Below are 19,441 nucleotides of genomic sequence, written 5' to 3'. Positions count from 1 at the left end.
ACTCTGTATAAAAATTAATACAAATGGTTATAATATAGCTTTTGTTTATACAGAATCAACAAAACTGTGTAAAAATCCCGTAAAACTTTCCCTTAAATACTATGTCAATAGCCTTGGCGAAAAAAGGAAAGTCCGGCGGAGTTTGCCTCTGCCGGACTTTCCTTTTTTCTCGTTACCTAAAGAGCTGCACAGTCTACTGGAAAAACTTACTCCAGTACCCCTGCACAAAAATAAACAGCACAATCAGTGGAATGACATATGTCACATACGCTCGCACCTGGCGCGGGAACTTCACGCCTTTTCCCTCATTTGCCTCCTTGAGAAAATTCTCAAATCCCCATCCATACCGGCTGGTACAGAACATCAGGTAAACGAGACTTCCGAGTGGAAGCAGGTTGTTGCTGACGATGAAATCCTCGAGATCCAACACGTTGCTGCCCTCTCCGAACGGCATGAAACCACTCCAGAGATTGAAACCCAGCACGCACGGAAGCGACAGGACCGCAATCACCACCAGATTGACGCAGACTGCCTTTTTGATCGAACAGCCAGTCAGATCCGTTGCAAAGGATACGATATTCTGGAATACCGCTGTGACCGTTGATGCCGCCGCAAAGGTCATAAAGACAAAGAACAGCGTGCCCCAGAAACGTCCGCCTGCCATGTGGTTAAATACATTCGGCAGCGTGATGAAGATCAGGCTTGGTCCCTGTCCTGCCTCGATACCGTAAGCCGCACACGCCGGGAAAATGATAAGTCCCGCCATAAACGCTACCAGCGTGTCAAGGACCAGTACATTGATCGCCTCGCCGGTCAGGCTGCGCTCTTTATCGATATAACTTCCAAAAATCGCCATCGCACCGATACCGATACTCAACGTGAAGAACGACTGTCCCAGCGCCGCAAATACGACCTTGCCGACACCAACCTCCTGAATCTTGCCAAAATCCGGCTTTAAGTAAAATTCAAGTCCCGGACGTCCGCCTTCCATCCGCACCGAATTGATTGCCAGCACAACCATCAGGAATAACAGGCAGACCATCATCATCTTTGTGATCTTCTCAACGCCGTTCTGGAGTCCCATCGCACAGATGAAAAAACAGAATACGACACAGAGCAGCATAAATACCGTCATCAGTCCCGGATTTGCCAATACAGAGCCAAATTCCCCGGCTACACCGTCCGCATCCAGACCCACGAAATCGCCTTTCGCCATCTTGAACACATACAGCAGAAGCCATCCGGCTACCGTCGTATAAAACATCATCAGGACATAGTTGCCCGCCATCGCGAACCATTTTTCAAAATGCCACTTAGTACCCTTTGGCTCCAGCACATCAAATGAAAGCGCCGCACTCTTCTGGCTCGCTCTGCCGACCGAGTATTCCATAACGATGATCGGAAGACCTAAAAGCACCAGAAATGCCGCATAAATCAGTACAAACGCCGCGCCGCCATACTGACCGACGATGTACGGGAATCTCCACACATTTCCCAGACCGATCGCACAGCCCGCGGAAATCAGGATAAATCCCAGCCGAGAGGAAAAACGTTCTCTTCCCATTTCTACTTACCTTCTCCTTTTTTATTTCTACAGGCCCACACTGACAAGAGTCAGACGGGCACAAAAAAGAGGCGCCTCCGCAAATCCCGGTACCAGCCCGAATTTCGGAAACGCCACCAAATGGTATTTTACTATATTCTGTTTTAAAAGACAAGTTTTCAGGTGCTTTTTATCCTTCAAACGTCTCGACTTCCTCCCGGTTCGGCACCGACGGAGCTGCTCCTGGGCGGGAAACGGCGATCGCTGCCGCTTTTGCCGCATGTTCCAGCGCCGTCTTCGGGTCTTCACCGAGCTGTAAGCCGCCGATAAAATAACCGGTAAATGTATCGCCTGCCGCCGTCGTGTCCACAACCGGCACTTTATAGATTCCCTGACGAAGGACTGTGTCGCCATCGCGGTACACGGAACCATCGCCGCCGAGTGTCAGGACAATCTTCGCCTCCGGGAACCGTTTTACCAATCCGTTCATCAGCGCCTGCGGATCTTTGGTTGCCTCAATGCCGCAGATATCCGACGCCTCCACCTCATTTAATAAGAAGTAATCCACATATTCCAGCGGATAGGACAGGATCTTCGCATTCATCGGGGACGGATTCAGAACGATCTTCATGCCTTTTTCATGGGCTTTCTCCATGATATAGCCGATCTCGCTGATCTCATTCTGTAAAATCAGGAAATCGTCCGCCTCAAACTGTGTCAGGACGCGATCCACCATTTCCCTCGTGATCCGCTGGTTGGCACCGCCATACAGCAGAATGCAGTTCTGCCCTGCCGGATCTTTCTGGATGATCGCGTGTCCTGTCTGCCCGTCGAGATGCTCGATCAACTCCGTGTGGACGCCCGCCTTCTTCATCTGCTCGATAAGGAAATCTCCATCCCCGGCTCCGACAGCTCCGGCGTGCCATACGTCTGCGCCCGCCTTGCTCAGCGCGATCGACTGATTCAGCCCTTTGCCGCCGCTGAATACCTGCAGCGACTCGGAGGACATCGTCTCTCCCGCTCTTACAAAATGATCCACCTGATACGTATAATCAATATTCAGTGAACCAAAATTCAATACCTTCACTCTGCTCCCCTCTCTCTCCGGTTACTGAGACGGCTGTATTCTCGCCGTGCTCTCCCGCACCACCAGTTCCGGCGCAAAGATTACCTTGCTCTCCGGTCTTTTATGTTCCCGTATCTGTTTCAGAAGCAGCCGTACCGCCTCTCTTCCCATCTCCCGTACCTGCTGGCGTATCGTTGTCAGCGGCACCTCCAGCATCCGGGCATAGAAAACGTCATCGTATCCGACAACCGAAACATCTTCCGGTACTTTCTTTCTGTATTCCTTGAGTTTTCTGCATACGCCATACGCCGAAGCGTCGTTGCAGGCGAAAATCGCCGTAAAATCCTGTGAAATGAGCTTTTCGACCGCCGCCGCGCCGCCCTCCTGCGTATACTCGCCGGCACAGACGAGACGTTCATCCACTGGAATTCCCGCCTCCTCCATCGCCCGGCAGTAGCCATGGTAACGGGCCTCCGAATCCATCTGGGTCGCATGCGGTCCCACAACGCAGGCAATCCGCCGGTGTCCAAGGCTTAACAGATGGCGCGCCGCCAGATAACCGCCGATCTCATGGTCGGTACCGACCGCCGGACAGTTCCGAAGCTCCGGGATCCGGTCAACTACCACATAGGGTATGTGGATCGATTCCAGATAATCAATCTCCTCCGCCGCCATCTCCCGCGTATTATCTTTAGCCATGATAAACACAATGCCGTCCGCGCCTTTATCCGCCAGAAGATCGATATACTCGCGATCCCGGTCATAATTATCATTCGTGTTGCAGAGAATCACACTCCAACCATTTTCGCGGCACGCCTCATCGATCGCGCGCGCCATATTGGCAAAATATACATTGGAAATATCCGGGACGATAAATCCTATGGTCTTGCTCTGCCGCTTTACCAGACTGACCGCGAGCTGGTTCGGACGATAATTCAGTTCCCGCGCCTTCGCTAGGATCTGATTCTTTGTCTCATCCGAGATCTTATATCCTTTTCCATTGAGAACCAGTGAGATTGTCGTCACGGAAAAACCAGTCTCAGCGGCAATATCCTTGATGGTTGCCCTCACTCATCCACCTCCGATGCGATCAGATCCATGAGAACCTGAATGGATTTCTGATATTTTTCTATCTCGACCCGCTCATTTGGCTTATGCGCCATACCTGCCTCGCCCGGACCAAATAAGAGAACGGCTGCATCCAGCTTGTGTTCCACCAGGATCGAAGCATCTGTAAAGAAATTAATCCCAGTCGTCTCCACCGGAAGCCCTTTTTTCTCCAGTTCCTTCGAGAGCTGTTTCACAAGCGGATGGGATTCTCCAATCTCGATCGCCCGCCGGTCATTGACAATCCGGCAGCTGACGCGGAATTTTTCTTCCGATGTAACGGAACGCGCCGCCGCAAACGCCTCCGCCTGACCGACTACCATCTGGCTTGTCAGTCCTGGTGTCATACGGATATCCATGAGAATCCGGCAGGTGTCCGGCGTCATATTTGGCGCCACGCCGCCGGAAATCTGCGTTACCTGCGCGGTCGATGCGCCGAGAACCGGGTGTGTGAAGCTTTTCACATATGTTTCAATCTCACCTGTCAGCGCCATCGCCTGTTCCACGGCATTGCAGCCCTCATGCGGGTATGCCCCGTGGCTCGTCTTTCCGTGTGCTTCTATCTCCAGCCACAGGCAGCCTTTCTGCGCCACGCCCAGCCTGCATCCCGTCGGTTCTCCTATCAGAAGCGTTCCAATCGACGTCTCCGGGACTTCCTTTAAGATCTCCCTGGCGCCGATGCCGCCCTTTTCCTCATCACAGGTTCCGAGGAAATGGATCGTACGCGGCACCGGACGACCGGATTTTTTATATTCACAGAGCGCGTACACCATCGCGGCAAGCCCACTCTTCATATCGCTGGCACCGCGGCCATAGAGAAAACCGTCCCGTTCCACCGGAACCGCCGGGTCAGTCTTCCATTCTCCGGTATCTCCGTAAGGAACCGTGTCCAGATGCCCGTTCCAGAAGATCGGAGCGTCATCCGACTCCCCCTCAAGCTCCGCCAGCACATTGGCATGTGTCGCGTCAATCCGCTGTATATGTGCAGAAATTCCCGATTGTTCGAAATACTTGCACAAATATTCTGCCACTGCTCCCTCGTCATCCCGTCCATTGACACTCCGAATGGTCAGAAGCTCTTTTAAAAGTTTCACCGCTCCGTCCATACGCGCTCTCCTTTTTCCTGCTATCTTATTTCTGAATCAGCCAGTCTGCGATATTCTGCCACAATTTATTGTAGTATTCCCACTCGCAGAATTCCGGCGGTGCCCAGTGCGGTGCACAGTCGGTTGTGACAACACCGCTGCGCCCTTTTCCATAAGAAGCAAACGCGATAAACGGATCGCCCTCTACAGTAACCGGAACCTCTGCCTCCGGTTTTGCGATTACCTTATTGTAACCGAGAACCTCCGGCCAGTCGGTCGGAATGCCCTTTAAAGCTTCATGCTCGCCCACGGTTACCGGTTTTACACCCTCGCAGTGTTCCATACGATCATCGACCGTCAGAACCTCAACTGGAAGAACCTCCTGTACGGCTGTGTCATGCCATTTGCCCTTTGCATCCACGCCGGAGAAGGTCAGATAGCCGCCGACCATCAGAAGAGCGCCGCCATCGTTGACATAGTCGCGGATCAGATTGCAGCGGTTCGGCATTTTCTCACTGCGGTTAAACGTAGCACCCGGCAGAAGCAGGGTGTTCGCTCCAATATCGGACAGAATTACCAGATCATACTGTTTCAGTTCTTCCATTGTAAATGGAAATTCTTCATTTGCCAGATGGTTTGGAAGGAAGGTTACTTCGTAGCCGCCTGCCTCCAATGCAGCTTTCAGCCATTTCTCTCCTGTCTCATAGGTAGAGGTATAAAACGCGTCAAAGCCCTTTACATGGGTGGTATAGCTCATCCAGGACTCGCCTGCCAGTAATACTTTCTTGCTCATGATCATATCTCCTTTTCTCATTTATTTTTTCCCCACGCCAAAATCAGTTTCGCATACACCAGAATCGCTTCCAGATAGGAATCGAGCTTCAGCCACTCATCCACGGTATGGCACTGTGCGCCCTCACCCGGTCCGTACTGGATCGTCGGGCATCCGGCAATGTTGCGCCACAGGCGGGAATCACAGCCAAAATGGGATCCTTCCACCTTCACGCTGCGCGAAAGTGCCTCACTGTACGCCTCCTTAAAGGTGTCTACCAGCGGATGATCCTCCTCCATCTCAAACCCGTGTCCGGTCTGGTAAATGGAAATCTTAGGCGGATGTGCCTCCATCCACGCGTCGGAACGGCTGATCCGCTCAACGACCTCTGTAAATTCCTTTACAACCATATCCTGATTCATCAGGGTCGGAACATAGTGGACGCAGGTAGAAAAACTGCACTCGCCCGGCACGGTAGAACCGGCGGTTCCACCCTCGATCACGCCGATATTTAAGCTCGGCGGCGGAAGCAGGCGGTGGCGGATCGTCAGAAGCCAGCGGTGCTCCATCTCATTTAACCCCTGAATTACTTTGATCGCCTTCTCGATCGCGCTGACGCCCTCGGCTTTTGCACCGGAATGGCACGCTTTTCCTTCAAAATCAACCTTAAAGAATACCCAGCCCATATGCGCCAGAATCAGGGTATCGTCGGTCGGCTCGCAGTTGACAACGCCGTCGGCTTTCAGACCGCGCATTACCGCCTGGATCGAGCCATTGCCTCCGCCTTCCTCGTCACACACGGAGGTAATTGTCACATCGCCCGGCAGCTCATACCCGGCATCCTGCAAAAGCTTTACCGCCATCACCGATGCCATCAGACCGCCCTTCATATCCGTGCAGCCGCGTCCGTACATCTTGCCATCCCGAATTACCGGCTCAAACGGCGGGTTCGTCCAGCCGTCTTCCATCTCCGCCGGCATAACGTCAATATGACCGTTAAATAACAGGCTTTTTCCGCCCTGTTTTCCTTTAAATGTCGCATAGACATTGGCACGGTCGGTCTGGTTGTGCCCCAGGTTTCCTTCCTGGTGCTTTTTGTAGCTTTCCTGAATCACAGCCTCATCCATCGGATCCACCGTGATCTCGTCGGCTCCCATCGATTCAAACAGGTTTACCATATACTCCTGTCCCTGTTTCTCCAGACCACCATCGATTCCGTGCCCTAAGTCATGGGTATCAATTCCCACCAGATTCTTGAGTTCTTCGATATATTTCTCTTTGTTCTGCTCTAAAACTTCTTTCAGGTCTCTCATCTATATCTGCCTCCGAACACAAGTATTATAAACTATGCCTCGCTGTATCTTCTCAGCCCTGCCTCAACGATATCCCAGAACTTCGCCGCATCGATATCGATCGCTACGTTTGCAGTCGGCTCCTGTCCGCCGTAACCGAAGAAATCGCAGTTAGTACGTCCGTAGGACTGGACGCTACGGATGTCAATGTCCACATGCATCGGTTTCAAGGTCACAACGCTCGGATCAATCAGCCATGCGATCGTAACCGGATCGTGCAGAGGTCCGCCTTCCCAGCCAAATACCTCTTTCTGGGTCTTGCAGAAGAAGCGCATCAGATCCGCAAAGAGCTTGGATGCCTTATTGCCTATCTTCTCCATCCGGTCAACGATCTCCGGATAGCACAGTACCTTGCGGGTAACATCCAGACCCATCATCGTGATTGGGCGTCCGCTGGTAAAGCATACATACGCTGCATCCGCATCGGCGATGATATTGAACTCTGCCGCTGGAGTTACGTTACCATTGGTATACGCGCCTCCCATCAGGACGATCTGTTTGATCTTCGGAATAATCGCCGGTTCCATCCGCATCGCCATCGCCAGATTGGTCATCGGACCGGTTGTCACCATCGTGATATCGCCATCGGACTCCATCAGGGTTTTAACGATGAAATCGACTGCATGCTCTTTCTCTAATTCTTTTGTCAGCGGCGGGAAAACCGGACCATCCAGCCCTGTTTCACCGTGGATATCGCCCGCTATCATTTTTTCACGCACCATCGGCTGTCCGCAGCCCGCATACACCGGCACATCCACACCGAGCCACTGGCACACATTTCTCGCATTAATCTGCGTTTTCTCCAGCGTCTGGTTGCCTGCTACGACTGTAATACCTAACAGATCGATCTTGTCACTGTTCGCCGCCAGCGTGATCGCGACCGCGTCATCATGTCCCGGATCGCAGTCAAGAATAATTTTTGTCTTTTCCATCTGATTATGTCCTCCTTATAGTGTTTTATCTTTCTTCATCATCAGCTTCCCACATGCAGAGATGATTCTCTCTTCTTGTTGGCTGAAATCTTCGCAATCATGGAAATTGCCAGTACCGCGATGGTCACGATATACGGCATCATCAGAACGAACTGAGATGGAATGCCATATGCCTGGAGACGGGCACCGACAGAATCCGAAAATCCGAACAGCAGACAGCCCAGTGTGGTCAGAACCGGGTTCGCGCCGCCGAAATACATGGCTGCAACGCCCATGAAACCACGGTTATTGGTCATGTTCTCGATAAACTGGGTACTGTATCCCAGGGAAAGATGTGCACCTGCCAGACCACCGATGAGACCAGAAAGCAGCATCGCCTGATATTTGATTGCATTTACCTTGATACCTGCCGTCTTGGCTGCTTCCGGAAACTGCCCCACCGCACGCAGACGCAGTCCCCATACAGTCTTATAAAAGAAAAACTGAAGCAGAATAATCAGAACGATGGCAAACCACTCGGTCACGCACCAGTTGTTAAACAGATCCCCCACCACCGGAAGATTGTCTAAAAATGCAACGTTCACACGAGGAATTGCTTTAATGTCCGGGCTTGAAAAGCTTCCGGTACTGTGGAAAATCGCATTTACCATGAATTTAGTAATGGCCAGTGCCAGCATATTAATACCCATACCGATGGCGCAGATCTCCGAATTGTACCGGATATGTCCCACTGCCATGATCATGGCAATGACAGCACCAGCGATCATCGCTGCCAGAATGCCTAATAACCAGCTTCCGGTAAAGAAGCTGACGGCTACCGCAGTAAAAGCACCTACCAGCATGATACCCTCTGTACCGATATTTAAGATATTGGCCTGCTGGGTGATTGCCGCACAAAGAGCGGCAAAGATGATCGGAGTCGCTGAACGAAACGTTGCATAAATCAGCGACGCATTAAAGATTTTATCAAAATTCTGCATTATCGCATTCATGCCTTATCCTCCTTCTTCTCCTCCGTTTTCTTTTTACGTTTCTTTGCAAACTGGAACGCAGTCTCCATGGTCGCTATGATAATAAACACAGCCGTAATGGTATCAACCAGTGATTTCGGCACACCGGTTGACTGCTGCATTCCCATAGCGCCTGATTTTAAAACTGCCAGGAAAAATGCCATAAATGGAGTCGAAACCATGTTGTTCTTTACAATCAGAGCTGCCAGCATACCATTGCTTCCAAGTCCGGTTGCAAAGTTGTTCAGGAAATATCCATGAACACCCAGAACCTCGATGCAGCCTGCCATGCCGCCCAACATACCGGAAAGCATCATAGCACCGATAAACACTTTCTTAGAATCAATTCCCACATAATCCGCATGGGTCGGATTCAGGCCAACGGTACGGATCTTGTAGCCCCAGCTGCTCTTCTGAAGCATAAAAATAATCACAATCACGGTGATGGCCGCGATGAAAATACCTACGTTAACACTGCTGGGTTTCATAAACTGATACAGCCTTACCGTAACCGGCAGGGACTGAGCGTTAGCAGTACCCGCACTCATAGGTCCGCTGACCAGATAGGATGTAATATAAAGGGCTACCGTGTTCATCAAAATCGTAGTACATACTTCATTTACATTATAATAGGCACGCAGAACCGCCGGAATAAAGGCCCAGGCAGCTGCTACCACCATCGCACCTACGAAACAGGCCACATACAGAGCTGGCTTCGGAAGGAAGGTCCAGTTAATGCCAATATAAGCAGCTGTGATACCGCCCAAGAAAACCTCGCCCTCAACACCTACGTTAAAAGCACCTGCTTTCGCTGCAACTGCAAAGGCAATGGATGTCAGCAGCAGCGGAGTAAATCCTGCCAAGGTTGTGCCTAGACGGAGCTTTCCGTCAAAAGCACCGCGGAACAGCGCCGCATATGCATCAATCGGATTTTCCCCGATGGCTATGATAAACAGCGCACCGACACCCATCGCAACGAGTATCGTAATAAGAATCCTTCGAATACCATTTAATGTCTGATTCATACTGCTGCTTCACCGTCCTTCCCTGTGTCTGTACCGCCCATCATAAGCAGACCCAGATTGTTTTCATTGGCCTCGTCGGCCCTCATCTCGCCGGTAATTTTACCTTCATGGATAACTACGATACGATCCGAAAGGGAGATAATCTCTTCCAATTCTGCCGAAACCAGCAGAACACCGGCGCCTGCCTTTTTCGCCTTTTCCAGGGTATTTCGAATCAGTTCGATGGCACCGATATCTACACCTCTGGTAGGCTGGGATGCTACCAGAAGCTTATTGCCAAGAGATACCTCCCGGGCTACTACTACCTTCTGTGCATTGCCGCCGGATAAGGAGGAGGTAGGAAGATTATAATCCGCCGGGCGGATATCAAACTGCTCTACCATCTCCTTTGCATAAGCATCCTGTCCCGATTTATTCATCATGATGCCCTTGGTAAAGGGAGGCTGATCCAGCCGGACTGCAATCAGGTTTTCCTCAATGGTCATGGCACGGTTCAGACCTCTTGTATTTCGGTCCTCCGGAATATGGGAAAGACCGCTCTCCCTTACTTTTCTCGGACTCTGATTCGTAATATCCTTGCCGCAAAGAAGGATCTTGCCCTTCTCTACCTTGCGAAGTCCGGTGATCGCCTCAACCAGCTCACTCTGTCCATTTCCATCGATACCTGCCACGCCGACAATCTCACCGGCCTTGACATGCAGGGACATGCCCCGGATCTTCGATGTCTCCTTCTGGCTGGGAATCCACACATCCTGAACCTCCAGAATCGTATCTCCCGCCTCAGAATAAGCCTTATCAATGTTTAAGAATACTTCACGTCCGATCATTCGTTTGGTCAGATCCAGCGGAGAGGTTTCCTCTTTATTAACAGTGCCCATATATTGTCCCTGACGCATCACAGAGATGCGGTCTGATATTGCCATAACCTCATTCAGCTTATGAGAAATAAAGACAAGGGATTTTCCATCCTGTTTCAGATTATTCAGGATTTCAAACAGACGTTCCGCCTCCTGAGGGGTCAGAACCGCTGTAGGCTCATCCAGAATGATGATATCAGCACCTCGCATCAATGTCTTGATAATCTCCACACGCTGCGCCTCGCCTACTGAAATCTGGCTTACCTTCTTATCCAGCTGCACGTCCATATGATACTGTTCAATATACTTTTTAACTTCTTTTCTTGCCTTGTCAAAGTCAATTGTCAATCCCTTTTTCGGTTCAAATCCCAGAATAATATTCTCCAGAACCGTCAGCTCATTCACCAGCATAAATTCCTGATGGACCATGCCGACACCGTGCTCAATTGCAAGCTTCGGTGTGATGGTTCCCATCGGTTCACCTTTGACGATAATCTCGCCCTCGTCAATGGGATACATGCCGTACAGAAGCTTCATCATGGTGGATTTACCAGCTCCATTTTCACCAATCAGAGAATGAATCTCGCCCTTTTTCAGAGTAAATTCACCATGCTTTACCGCCTGAACCTGCCCGAAATTTTTGACAATTCCTTTCATCTCCACTACGTATTCGTTCATTCGATCACCCTCTCGTCCGGAAATGCCTGACGGCTCTTTCCAAGAAAAAACATTTTGTTGAAAATGAAGGGGAACCTGAAAGAATTCAGATCCCCCTTCGCCGCCAGGTTTCACTCGCTCCCGGCCTTGTCTTTATCAATTATGCCTGTGGGCCAAATCCTTCATAGTTTTCAACTACGATCTCGCCGGATTTGATCTTCTCGGCAAGCTCATCACACTTATCAACGATATCCTGCGGGAATTTGTCGCCCAGAGATTCTTTGATAACAGAGAAATCGGTCAGGCTGACACCGCCGTCCTTCAATGCCAGATATTTGGTTGTGCCGCCCTCAAAAGTTCCCTCTACTGCAGACTGGATAACCAGATAGCAAGCATTATCAACTCTCTTAACCATGGAAGTAAGAACATGTCCAGGCTGATCGGAATCCTGGTTTAAGTCAACGCCGATTGCGTATTTGTCAGCTTCTTTTGCACCTTCCAGAATACCAACACCGGTACCGGATGCTACGTTCATGACAATATCAGCACCCTGCTCATACTGTGCTAACGTCAGCTCTTTACCCTTTAACGGATCCGTCCAGCTTCCTGCAAAAGCCTGAAGAATCTTGATATCCGGATCGATATACTTCGCGCCCTGCTCATAACCTGTATAGAAGTCATGAAGTACCGGAATATCCATACCGCCTACCCAGCCGATGATATGATCTTCATTGACATTCGGGATATCGGTCTTGGTGGTGAACATAGCTGCTGCCGCACCTGCCAGGAAGGAGCCCTCATTCTGAGCAAAGCTGATGGACTCAACGTTCGGCAGATCAACGGTTGTATCGATAACTGCAAACTTGGTATCCGGATAACTGGATGCATTCTCAGTGATATAATCTGCGATGTTGGAAGAAGCACCGATGATTAAATCGTAGCCGTCATCACAAGCCTGAAGCAGGTTTGCTTTCCACTCTTCAGCAGTGGTACCCTCAAGGCTCTTAAGCTCGATGCCGAAATCCTCAACTGCTTTCTGTGCACCCATGTTGCAGGAGTCATTGTAGCTCTTATCACCTAAGTTGCCGGTGTAGACAACACACACACGAAGCGGTTTGTCAGATTTCTCTGAAGCGTCGGCTGCCTTTGTCTCGGTATTGCTGCTGTCAGCTGCCGTTGTCTCAGCAGTACTTCCGCCACCGCCGCAGGCTGTTAAGCTGGCACACATTGCTGCTGCAAGTACAATGCTTAATGTTCTCTTTCTCATTCTTTCATCCTCCTTTTTATGTGAAATACGTTATCCGCCGGACCATTCCTTTGGTAAAACGTTTTTCCATTCGTTCAAAAAAAATAAATCCTTTTTTCATATTTGCTTTACAGTTATTTTACAATCATTCCCACTGTTTTGTCAATAAATTTCGTATAAAAACGATTATTTTTTAAAATATTGTCAAACTTTTAGCAATATTCCTTTTTTCGGTCTTATGCAAAACAAAAAGGAATACGTTTCTCTCCGTCCTGGTTGTACGGTAAAACGCATTCCTTTTCAAAGTTGTATTCTATTTTCCTTTGTTTCGACGCCATCCGGCATTTCCCCAGATGATTTTTGTCTGTTTCTGAGGAAATGCATTCGTTTTCGGAACAATTCACACATTTCATGCAATGTAACAGATTGCTTGTCTGCACGATATCTCGCAAAAAAGACAACTTAATTTTTATTAAATGCCGCCTTCCCCGGATACTGTGCGCCGGTTCCCAGCTCTTCCTCAATCCGCAGAAGCTGGTTGTATTTTGCCACGCGCTCACTCCGGCTCGGTGCGCCCGTCTTGATCTGGCAGGTATTCAATGCGACCGCCAGATCTGCGATCGTCGTATCCTCGGTCTCGCCGGAACGGTGGGATACAATCGCCGTGTAACCTGCCTTATGTGCCATCTTGATTGCCTCCAGTGTCTCGGAGACGGATCCAATCTGGTTCAGCTTAATCAGGATCGAATTGCCGCAGCCGAGACGGATACCTTTTTCCAGGCGTTCGGTATTTGTTACAAACAGATCGTCGCCGACCAGCTGCACCTGTCCGCCGAGTTCTGCGGTCATCTTCTGCCAGCCTTCCCAATCCTCCTCGTCCAGACCATCCTCGATGGAGGCGATCGGGTATTTCCCGCAGAGCTGTTTCCAGTGTGCGATCAGCTCCTCGGAGGTGAAGTGTTTGCCATTCTTCGGAAGCAGATATTCGCCCTTCCTGCCGCTCTTCCACTCGCTGGATGCCGCATCCATCGCCAGGACAAAATCCTCGCCCGGCTTATATCCGGCTCTCTCCACTGCCTCTAAGATGCACTGGATTGCTTCTTCGTCACTTCCCAGATCCGGTGCAAAACCGCCCTCATCGCCGACGGAGGTTGCCAGTCCGCGCTCTTTAAGCAATGCTGCCAGCGCATGGAACACCTCGGTACACCAGCGGAGTCCCTCGCAAAAGCTCTCCGCGCCAACCGGCATAATCATAAATTCCTGTACATCGACAGTATTTGCCGCATGCGCGCCGCCGTTTAAAATGTTCATCATCGGGACCGGAAGACGGTTTCCAGATACGCCGCCGAGAAAACGGTACAGAGGAAGACCATACGCATTGGCTGCCGCCCGTGCGCTCGCGATCGAAGCCGCCAGGATCGCATTCGCGCCCAGCTTGGATTTATCCTTGGTTCCGTCCGCCTCGATCATCGCTTTATCAACCGCATAAATGTTCGCCGGATCCATGCCCTTTAATACTTCTGCAATCACGGTATTCACATTCTGGACTGCTTTTTGTTGAGGTAAGATAACGTAACCTTTTTTGCAGAGGGCGTTATCTTACCTCTTTTTGATGTATGTTAGATAGCATAACTCTTTACGTCGGCTCCTATCTGTCTGAAATAGGAGATACTTTCGGTGGGCTTGTCGCCTGTATCAACTCTGCCGACAAAGCTATAAAAGATTTCGATTTTGCGGGTGTTCGTTTCCTTATCCAGTTCGTGAATAAGAATACGGTCAATAAATTCATGGACGTTTTCGTAGGTCAGTTCGGTAATGGCGGTGTATTTGCGTACCAGTGCGACAAACCTTTTCACGTCCGCGCTGCGCTCGGTGGCGTTGTCAATTTCCTGTGACAGTTCCGCAATCCTCCGGGTCAGCGTCTTTTTTTCTTCGTCATAGCCGGAAGTCAGAAAAGCAAACTGTTCATCTGAAAGTTTCCCTAAAGCGTTGTCCTCATAGAGCTTGCGGAACAAGATATTCAGCTCGCTAATCCGGCTCTGCGCCTTGTCAAGCTCTTTCCGTTGCTGCGTCAGCGTCTTTTGTACTACCTTTGCGCTGCACTCGTTGGCGGTTTCGATAAACTCCTGTTCATGCTCTTTCACATAGGACAATACCCTTTGTAAATCGGCAAGGACAAGTTCTTTAAGGACGCTCTTTCGGATATAATGGGTAGTGCAAAGCTCGCCAGTCCTTACCCTGTTTCGATACTTGCCGCAAGTGTAGGCGTGTTTGCGTTCCAGTGTCCCGGCTCCCTGTTGCAGATACATTTTATAGCCGCAGTCCCCGCAAAAGAGAAGCCCCGAAAAAATGTCAATTTCATCAACCTTTGTAGGGCGGTGTTTGGTGGCAATCCGTTTCTGTGCAAGCTCAAAGGTTTCTTCATCAATCAAGGGTTCGTGTGTGTTGGGGAAGAAGTAACGCTTTTCCTCCGGGTTCTTCTTCGTCTTTTTCGATTTGTAAGATACCTTATAGCTCTTGCCTGTAATGGTATGCCCCAAATACTCTTTACGCGCCAGAATGTCATAGAGCGTCTTATCCGGCCAGTTGTAAATACAATTCGGGTGTGGGCGGGGGTGCCTGTGGCTTCCTGTGCGCCTGTACTGCAATTCTGCAACAGTCAATACCTCATGTTCCCGTAGCCAGTTCTGAATTTCGCAGATACGGTCGCCGCGCACATACATAGCGAAAATCTGTTTTACAATGTGCGCCGTTTCCGGGTCGGGCAATAGATGATTGCGGTCGTTGGGGTCAGCTATGTACCCATAAGGCACTTGCCCGTTGACGCGCTCGCCTTTCTGCGCCTTTGCCTGTTTGACAGCCCGGATTTTCTTTGAAGTGTCGCGGGCGTAAAACTCGTTGAACCAGTTCCGCAGAGGGGTAAACTCGTTATCTTCCCTTGCTGTGTCTACACCGTCGTTAATGGCAATGTAGCGCACTTCATATTCGGGAAAAACAATCTCTATCAGCTCCCCGGTTTTCAGATAATTACGTCCCAGACGGGAAAGGTCTTTTGTTATGACGGTCGCCACGTTCCCGGCTTCAACCTCATGCAGCATGGCTTGAAGCCCCTCACGCTCAAAGCTCACGCCGGAAAATCCGTCGTCTACAAAAAAGCGTGTGTTGAAAAAGTGGTGTTCGTCAGCATACTTTTGTAAAATCAGTTTTTGGTTCTGTATGCTTTCGCTTTCCCCGGCTTGCATATCTTCCTGGCTCAATCTGCAATATAAAGCGGTAATCTTGTCTGTCTGTAACATTTTGTCCTCCTTTCCGACGACAGACAAGCATGGTATTTGTACTGTCTATATTATACCACATACCGCTGCCTGTGTCATGTATAAAATGTGAAGAAACGCCCTATTTCCGGGCGTTTGCGGGGTTCAGCTCCATGTCCTTGCGAATGAGCTTCTTTATCTTTTTATCCAGTGTGTCCGTTGCGCGTTCACTTGCGGACGAACATACAAGGTAAGTAACTTTTCCGATTTTATGCTCCGTTGTGGTAACGGGCGTCTGGTTTTGCGTCAAAGAAAATCCCCCTTTCTTTCGCAAACATATAATACAGTCTATGAATAGCAGCAAGTCCACTATTCAAGAAAACAAAGGCTTTAATCGGACGGTTATTAGCATAACCTCATGGGAATTTCACCCCGGCATGGTTCTCATGCAGCCCTACCCATTGCCTGCGACGCTCTTAACGCTCGGACTGTGGCTGTAAGGAAGTATCATTGTATATTTTGCGTGTCGTCGCCCGCAAGCCGCTACACTTGCTTTCCGGCGCGGTGTTGGTCGCTCGGCTGTCCGGGCGGGGATAACCTCACCCGGATAGCGTCATGGCGCACCCACCGTATGGCTCGGCGCAAAAGGAACGTATCCGATTTGCCCTATGCTGCGCCGCCGTTATCTTGCGCCGCTTTCTTTGTCAAGGTTCAGAATGGCTTTGCTGCCGCGTCAGCAGCGGAACGGAAAAGGGGGAGAGAGAAAGCGTCCCGCCGCTGCGGTTTATTCCTCTGCCTTAAAGGTGAGGACAGCCATCATCAGTTTTGCTTGCAGCCGTTCCCGAATGTCGTGGTCTACGCCAAAATAGACGTTCCCGCGCTCGTCGTACAGCTTCCGCATGGAGAGGCGGGCTATGTAGCCGCTGAAATGCTGCAAGACAATCTTCATAGCGTCCGGGTCGCCCTTTGTCGCTGCCAAAATGACAGGATAGGGAACAAGGGCTTTTCCGGGTAGCCGGGTTCGTTACCATTCGTCCCATTCATCAGCATTTTCCTCCAGATATTTTTTTAGCAGCTCAAAAGAGCTTGTCCGCCTGTACTGTATCGTGCTTCTCGACGTATCGAACAGCTCCGCAATCTCGGTGTCGTTCATTCCCTCGAAATAGTACAGGAGTACGGCTTTGCGCTTTTCTTCCGGCAAAGTACGGATTGCTTCAAGAAGCAGCTTCGGCGTGATTTTCTTCCCGGCTCTTTCAAAGGCGATTTCCCCTTTGAAATATTCATCAAAGGTATGAAGCTGCCGCGCTTCTTCTAAGGTCAAGTCGGAAAAGGTAATCTCCCTTGCCTTATGCCTGTGCAGCTCTTTGTGAGCGTCACACGCTTCATTGTGCAGTACCGTATTACAAAACTTCTGGAAAGCGCACTGTTTTATAAACTCCCTGCGATTAGGTTCCACATTCTCACCCCCTTTCTCGTTGGAAAGTTGGTGGTGCTTCCCCCTTTTCGCGGGGCAATACTGCCTTTTGAAAAAAACGCCGAAGATTTTCGGATTTTTTTCAAAAAATTTTTTGAGCAGCAAAATACGCCTGTCCGAAAAGCCCGGACAGACGTATAGGTATTGTAAGCGGTATTCAGATGATTAGACAGTTCATATTGATAGACGTAGTTTTCCCCGGCGGTGGTCGGGCTTTTTTTGATGTGTCAATGACCGTCGGATTTTGTCGATATGGTATGTGCTTCATGGCGGCTACCTCCTTTTAGCCGCCGCTTTTAACAGTGATACCGCGTCATTTCATTAGAAGATAAAAAGAAACGGCGGCTTTGGTTTTTCAAAGCTGCTGCGGAAATCAAAGAACGACAAGCAACAGTTCTGATTTTGCTCCAATATGGTTATTGGGGGCACAAATTAAATCAAAAAAGAGCCGATAACAGCAGTATTTCAAACTGCATATTATCGGCTCTGCGTCTGTGCGTCTGGCTCTTTTAATTAAATTATTTTTGTTGTTTTTTGGCTTTATTATATGTATTAGCTAACTGTCCACAAGCTGCTTTAATCTCTCTACCATGAGAAACTCTCATGGTAACTTCAAGTCCTGTTTGCTCTAATTGATGTTTGAACGCAACCATTTCTTGTTTTTGTGGTGCTCTAATTTTTGAATTACTCGTCGGGTTGTATTGCAGCACGTTAATCATAACATTTTTGCCCTTAAACCATTTTGCAAGTTGCCTTATATCTGAGGAACGGTCATTTATACCTGGTAAAAGCAAATACGCAAATACCACTTTTCGATTATGCCTTTGTGAATAGGACAATGCTTGCTTAACAACATCTTCAATAGCGTACATGTGCATATGAGGAATGATGCAGTTTCTCGCAGCCTGTGTTGCTGCATGTAAAGATATTGTCAACTGAATTTTTAGATGTTCTTCGCGCAATTTTTTTAATTGATTAACTGGACCAACTGTTGATACGGTAATGCCGTCGGTTGGAAAGTTAAGTCCATTTCTATCTCGAAGAATATGGATTGCTGCAATCAAGTTGTCGTAATTGAATAAAGGTTCTCCCATTCCCATAAAAACGATACGATTTACTTTTTGACGTATCAATATGACCTGTTGCACAATTTCAGATGGTGTTAGATTACGAACGAAACCATTGCGTCCGGACTCACAAAAAATACAGCCAACAGAACAACCAACTTGCGTACTTACGCAAACAGTCCCACCATCTCGCCGTTTAATAAAAACCGTTTCGATATACCTGTTGTCTTTCAATTCATAAACATACTTTTCAGTATCGCTACTTTTATAGACTTTTTTTGTTGATATTGATAGATTTTTTTTGTGAAATGGCTGTTTATACAATTCCGCATATAAGGCTCTTGCTTTATCCTCTCCAATTACTTCCGACATTTCTTTGTAAGTAAATCCGTATGGGTCATTCAATATTTCCGTAAGTGTACTTTTAGGTAAGTGTTTCATTTAATATCCTTCCTTTTGTTTTTCAGAGTTTTTGATTATGATTTCTAATTTTTCAACATCAATGATATGTGTTAATTTACATTTAGGGCAGAAAAGAGGAAAATTTCTTAATACCGTATTATAAAATACTTGAACCCTCGTCTTTCCGTTACAAATTGGACATTTTATCCAATATTTTTCAAGCATAATATTTCTCCTTTTGTGCAAAAAAATACAGGTCAATTCTCAACATGAGCATTGACCTGCATTTATACATATAACACTACAACAAAATTAAGGCATAGTTTTTATACTATGTCTATACATCGTTAGTTTTGTTGTATAGCATACGCAAAATAAGCATGACAAAAAAGCCCATATTGAAAATGGGAAAAATCTTTTTTGATTTCAATGCTTATCGAATACGCATGCTATGTAACATAAACATTTCCCCCTTTTAATAATACTATACAAAAAAAGCGGCTAATTGTCAACATATACATATGAATTATTTTGGCTAACTGATTGAATTGTGTAGACATATCCAAGAAGAAAGGGGAACAGTAAAATGTAA

Annotated in this window: 16 protein-coding genes and 2 pseudogenes; all 18 read right to left on the bottom strand. The window is 48.6% G+C overall.

Translation table 11 applies throughout. The features are described from left to right. Positions 1-193 precede the first annotated feature (193 nt). Positions 194-1,564, bottom strand: a complete 1,371-nt coding sequence (locus DXD12_RS13995; RefSeq protein WP_118638548.1) for a sodium-dependent transporter — start codon at positions 1,562-1,564, stop codon at positions 194-196. Positions 1,565-1,733: 169 nt separating this feature from the next. Beyond that, the gene (locus DXD12_RS13990; RefSeq protein WP_118492118.1) at positions 1,734-2,630 is read right to left on the bottom strand and encodes a ribokinase; all 897 of its coding nucleotides are present in this window, start codon (positions 2,628-2,630) and stop codon (positions 1,734-1,736) included. Between the two features lie 21 nt (positions 2,631-2,651). Continuing rightward, positions 2,652-3,680 carry a LacI family DNA-binding transcriptional regulator gene (locus tag DXD12_RS13985; RefSeq protein WP_118555964.1) on the bottom strand — a complete coding sequence of 343 codons (1,029 nt, stop codon included), beginning with the start codon at positions 3,678-3,680 and terminating at the stop codon, positions 2,652-2,654. Beyond that, the gene (locus DXD12_RS13980; protein ID WP_107001563.1) at positions 3,677-4,822 is read right to left on the bottom strand and encodes a M20 family metallopeptidase; all 1,146 of its coding nucleotides are present in this window, start codon (positions 4,820-4,822) and stop codon (positions 3,677-3,679) included. The genes DXD12_RS13985 and DXD12_RS13980 overlap by 4 nt, the downstream gene beginning before the upstream one ends. Positions 4,823-4,847: 25 nt before the next feature. Then, the gene (locus tag DXD12_RS13975; protein ID WP_107001564.1) at positions 4,848-5,594 is read right to left on the bottom strand and encodes a glutamine amidotransferase; all 747 of its coding nucleotides are present in this window, start codon (positions 5,592-5,594) and stop codon (positions 4,848-4,850) included. 17 nt (positions 5,595-5,611) lie between these two features. Continuing rightward, the gene (locus DXD12_RS13970) at positions 5,612-6,886 is read right to left on the bottom strand and encodes an ArgE/DapE family deacylase (protein ID WP_118638547.1); all 1,275 of its coding nucleotides are present in this window, start codon (positions 6,884-6,886) and stop codon (positions 5,612-5,614) included. Positions 6,887-6,918: 32 nt separating this feature from the next. Continuing rightward, positions 6,919-7,857 carry a nucleoside hydrolase gene (locus DXD12_RS13965; RefSeq protein WP_107001566.1) on the bottom strand — a complete coding sequence of 313 codons (939 nt, stop codon included), beginning with the start codon at positions 7,855-7,857 and terminating at the stop codon, positions 6,919-6,921. Between the two features lie 41 nt (positions 7,858-7,898). Beyond that, on the bottom strand, positions 7,899-8,849 hold the full coding sequence (locus DXD12_RS13960; protein ID WP_243105402.1) for an ABC transporter permease: 951 nt from the start codon (positions 8,847-8,849) through the stop codon (positions 7,899-7,901). Further along, positions 8,846-9,892 (bottom strand): ABC transporter permease, encoded by a 1,047-nt coding sequence (locus DXD12_RS13955; protein ID WP_118638546.1) that lies wholly within the window; start codon positions 9,890-9,892, stop codon positions 8,846-8,848. The genes DXD12_RS13960 and DXD12_RS13955 overlap by 4 nt, the downstream gene beginning before the upstream one ends. After that, entirely contained in the window at positions 9,889-11,427 is a 1,539-nt protein-coding gene (locus DXD12_RS13950) for an ABC transporter ATP-binding protein (protein WP_118638545.1), read from the bottom strand. Before DXD12_RS13950 ends, DXD12_RS13955 begins: the two co-directional genes overlap by 4 nt. Before the next feature lie 139 nt (positions 11,428-11,566). Next, complete coding sequence (locus DXD12_RS13945; RefSeq protein ID WP_107001569.1) at positions 11,567-12,673, bottom strand: BMP family ABC transporter substrate-binding protein; 1,107 nt, start codon at positions 12,671-12,673, stop codon at positions 11,567-11,569. Positions 12,674-13,114: 441 nt separating this feature from the next. Beyond that, positions 13,115-14,206 (bottom strand): annotated as a pseudogene (eno, locus tag DXD12_RS13940) (phosphopyruvate hydratase); the annotation flags it as partial. A gap of 65 nt (positions 14,207-14,271) precedes the next feature. Continuing rightward, on the bottom strand, positions 14,272-15,948 hold the full coding sequence (locus tag DXD12_RS13935; RefSeq protein ID WP_118638544.1) for a recombinase family protein: 1,677 nt from the start codon (positions 15,946-15,948) through the stop codon (positions 14,272-14,274). Positions 15,949-16,048: 100 nt separating this feature from the next. After that, a complete protein-coding gene (locus DXD12_RS13930) occupies positions 16,049-16,276 on the bottom strand; it encodes a transposon-encoded TnpW family protein (protein ID WP_004607973.1) in 228 nt (75 codons plus the stop codon). A 414-nt stretch (positions 16,277-16,690) separates the two neighbouring features. After that, positions 16,691-16,950 (bottom strand): annotated as a pseudogene (locus DXD12_RS13915) (helix-turn-helix domain-containing protein). Then, on the bottom strand, positions 16,931-17,362 hold the full coding sequence (locus tag DXD12_RS13910; RefSeq protein WP_009255547.1) for a sigma-70 family RNA polymerase sigma factor: 432 nt from the start codon (positions 17,360-17,362) through the stop codon (positions 16,931-16,933). The pseudogene DXD12_RS13915 and the gene DXD12_RS13910 overlap by 20 nt, the downstream one beginning before the upstream one ends. 536 nt (positions 17,363-17,898) lie before the next feature. Further along, a complete protein-coding gene (gene rlmN, locus DXD12_RS13900) occupies positions 17,899-18,888 on the bottom strand; it encodes a 23S rRNA (adenine(2503)-C(2))-methyltransferase RlmN (protein WP_004607971.1) in 990 nt (329 codons plus the stop codon). Beyond that, the gene (locus DXD12_RS13895) at positions 18,889-19,074 is read right to left on the bottom strand and encodes a cysteine-rich KTR domain-containing protein (RefSeq protein WP_004607970.1); all 186 of its coding nucleotides are present in this window, start codon (positions 19,072-19,074) and stop codon (positions 18,889-18,891) included. It abuts the gene before it with no gap. Positions 19,075-19,441: the final 367 nt, after the last annotated feature.

The organism is Clostridium sp. TF11-13AC, assembly GCF_003481065.1.
GTDB lineage: Bacteria > Bacillota > Clostridia > Lachnospirales > Lachnospiraceae > Otoolea > Otoolea fessa.
The sequence above is the reverse complement of the archived record's forward strand: the minus strand, read 5'-3'. Positions and strand labels throughout refer to the sequence as shown.

What these genes read in the sequence shown, in the direction of transcription:
- DXD12_RS13995 (WP_118638548.1), bottom strand. Translation starts at nt 1,564, where the DNA reads ATGGGAAGAGAACGTTTTTCCTCTCGGCTGGGATTTATCCTGATTTCC.
- DXD12_RS13970 (WP_118638547.1), bottom strand. Translation starts at nt 6,886, where the DNA reads ATGAGAGACCTGAAAGAAGTTTTAGAGCAGAACAAAGAGAAATATATC.
- DXD12_RS13960 (WP_243105402.1), bottom strand. Translation starts at nt 8,849, where the DNA reads ATGAATGCGATAATGCAGAATTTTGATAAAATCTTTAATGCGTCGCTG.
- DXD12_RS13955 (WP_118638546.1), bottom strand. Translation starts at nt 9,892, where the DNA reads ATGAATCAGACATTAAATGGTATTCGAAGGATTCTTATTACGATACTC.
- DXD12_RS13965 (WP_107001566.1), bottom strand. Translation starts at nt 7,857, where the DNA reads ATGGAAAAGACAAAAATTATTCTTGACTGCGATCCGGGACATGATGAC.
- DXD12_RS13945 (WP_107001569.1), bottom strand. Translation starts at nt 12,673, where the DNA reads ATGAGAAAGAGAACATTAAGCATTGTACTTGCAGCAGCAATGTGTGCC.
- DXD12_RS13950 (WP_118638545.1), bottom strand. Translation starts at nt 11,427, where the DNA reads ATGAACGAATACGTAGTGGAGATGAAAGGAATTGTCAAAAATTTCGGG.
- DXD12_RS13980 (WP_107001563.1), bottom strand. Translation starts at nt 4,822, where the DNA reads ATGGACGGAGCGGTGAAACTTTTAAAAGAGCTTCTGACCATTCGGAGT.
- rlmN (WP_004607971.1), bottom strand. Translation starts at nt 18,888, where the DNA reads ATGAAACACTTACCTAAAAGTACACTTACGGAAATATTGAATGACCCA.
- DXD12_RS13935 (WP_118638544.1), bottom strand. Translation starts at nt 15,948, where the DNA reads ATGTTACAGACAGACAAGATTACCGCTTTATATTGCAGATTGAGCCAG.
- DXD12_RS13895 (WP_004607970.1), bottom strand. Translation starts at nt 19,074, where the DNA reads ATGCTTGAAAAATATTGGATAAAATGTCCAATTTGTAACGGAAAGACG.
- DXD12_RS13975 (WP_107001564.1), bottom strand. Translation starts at nt 5,594, where the DNA reads ATGAGCAAGAAAGTATTACTGGCAGGCGAGTCCTGGATGAGCTATACC.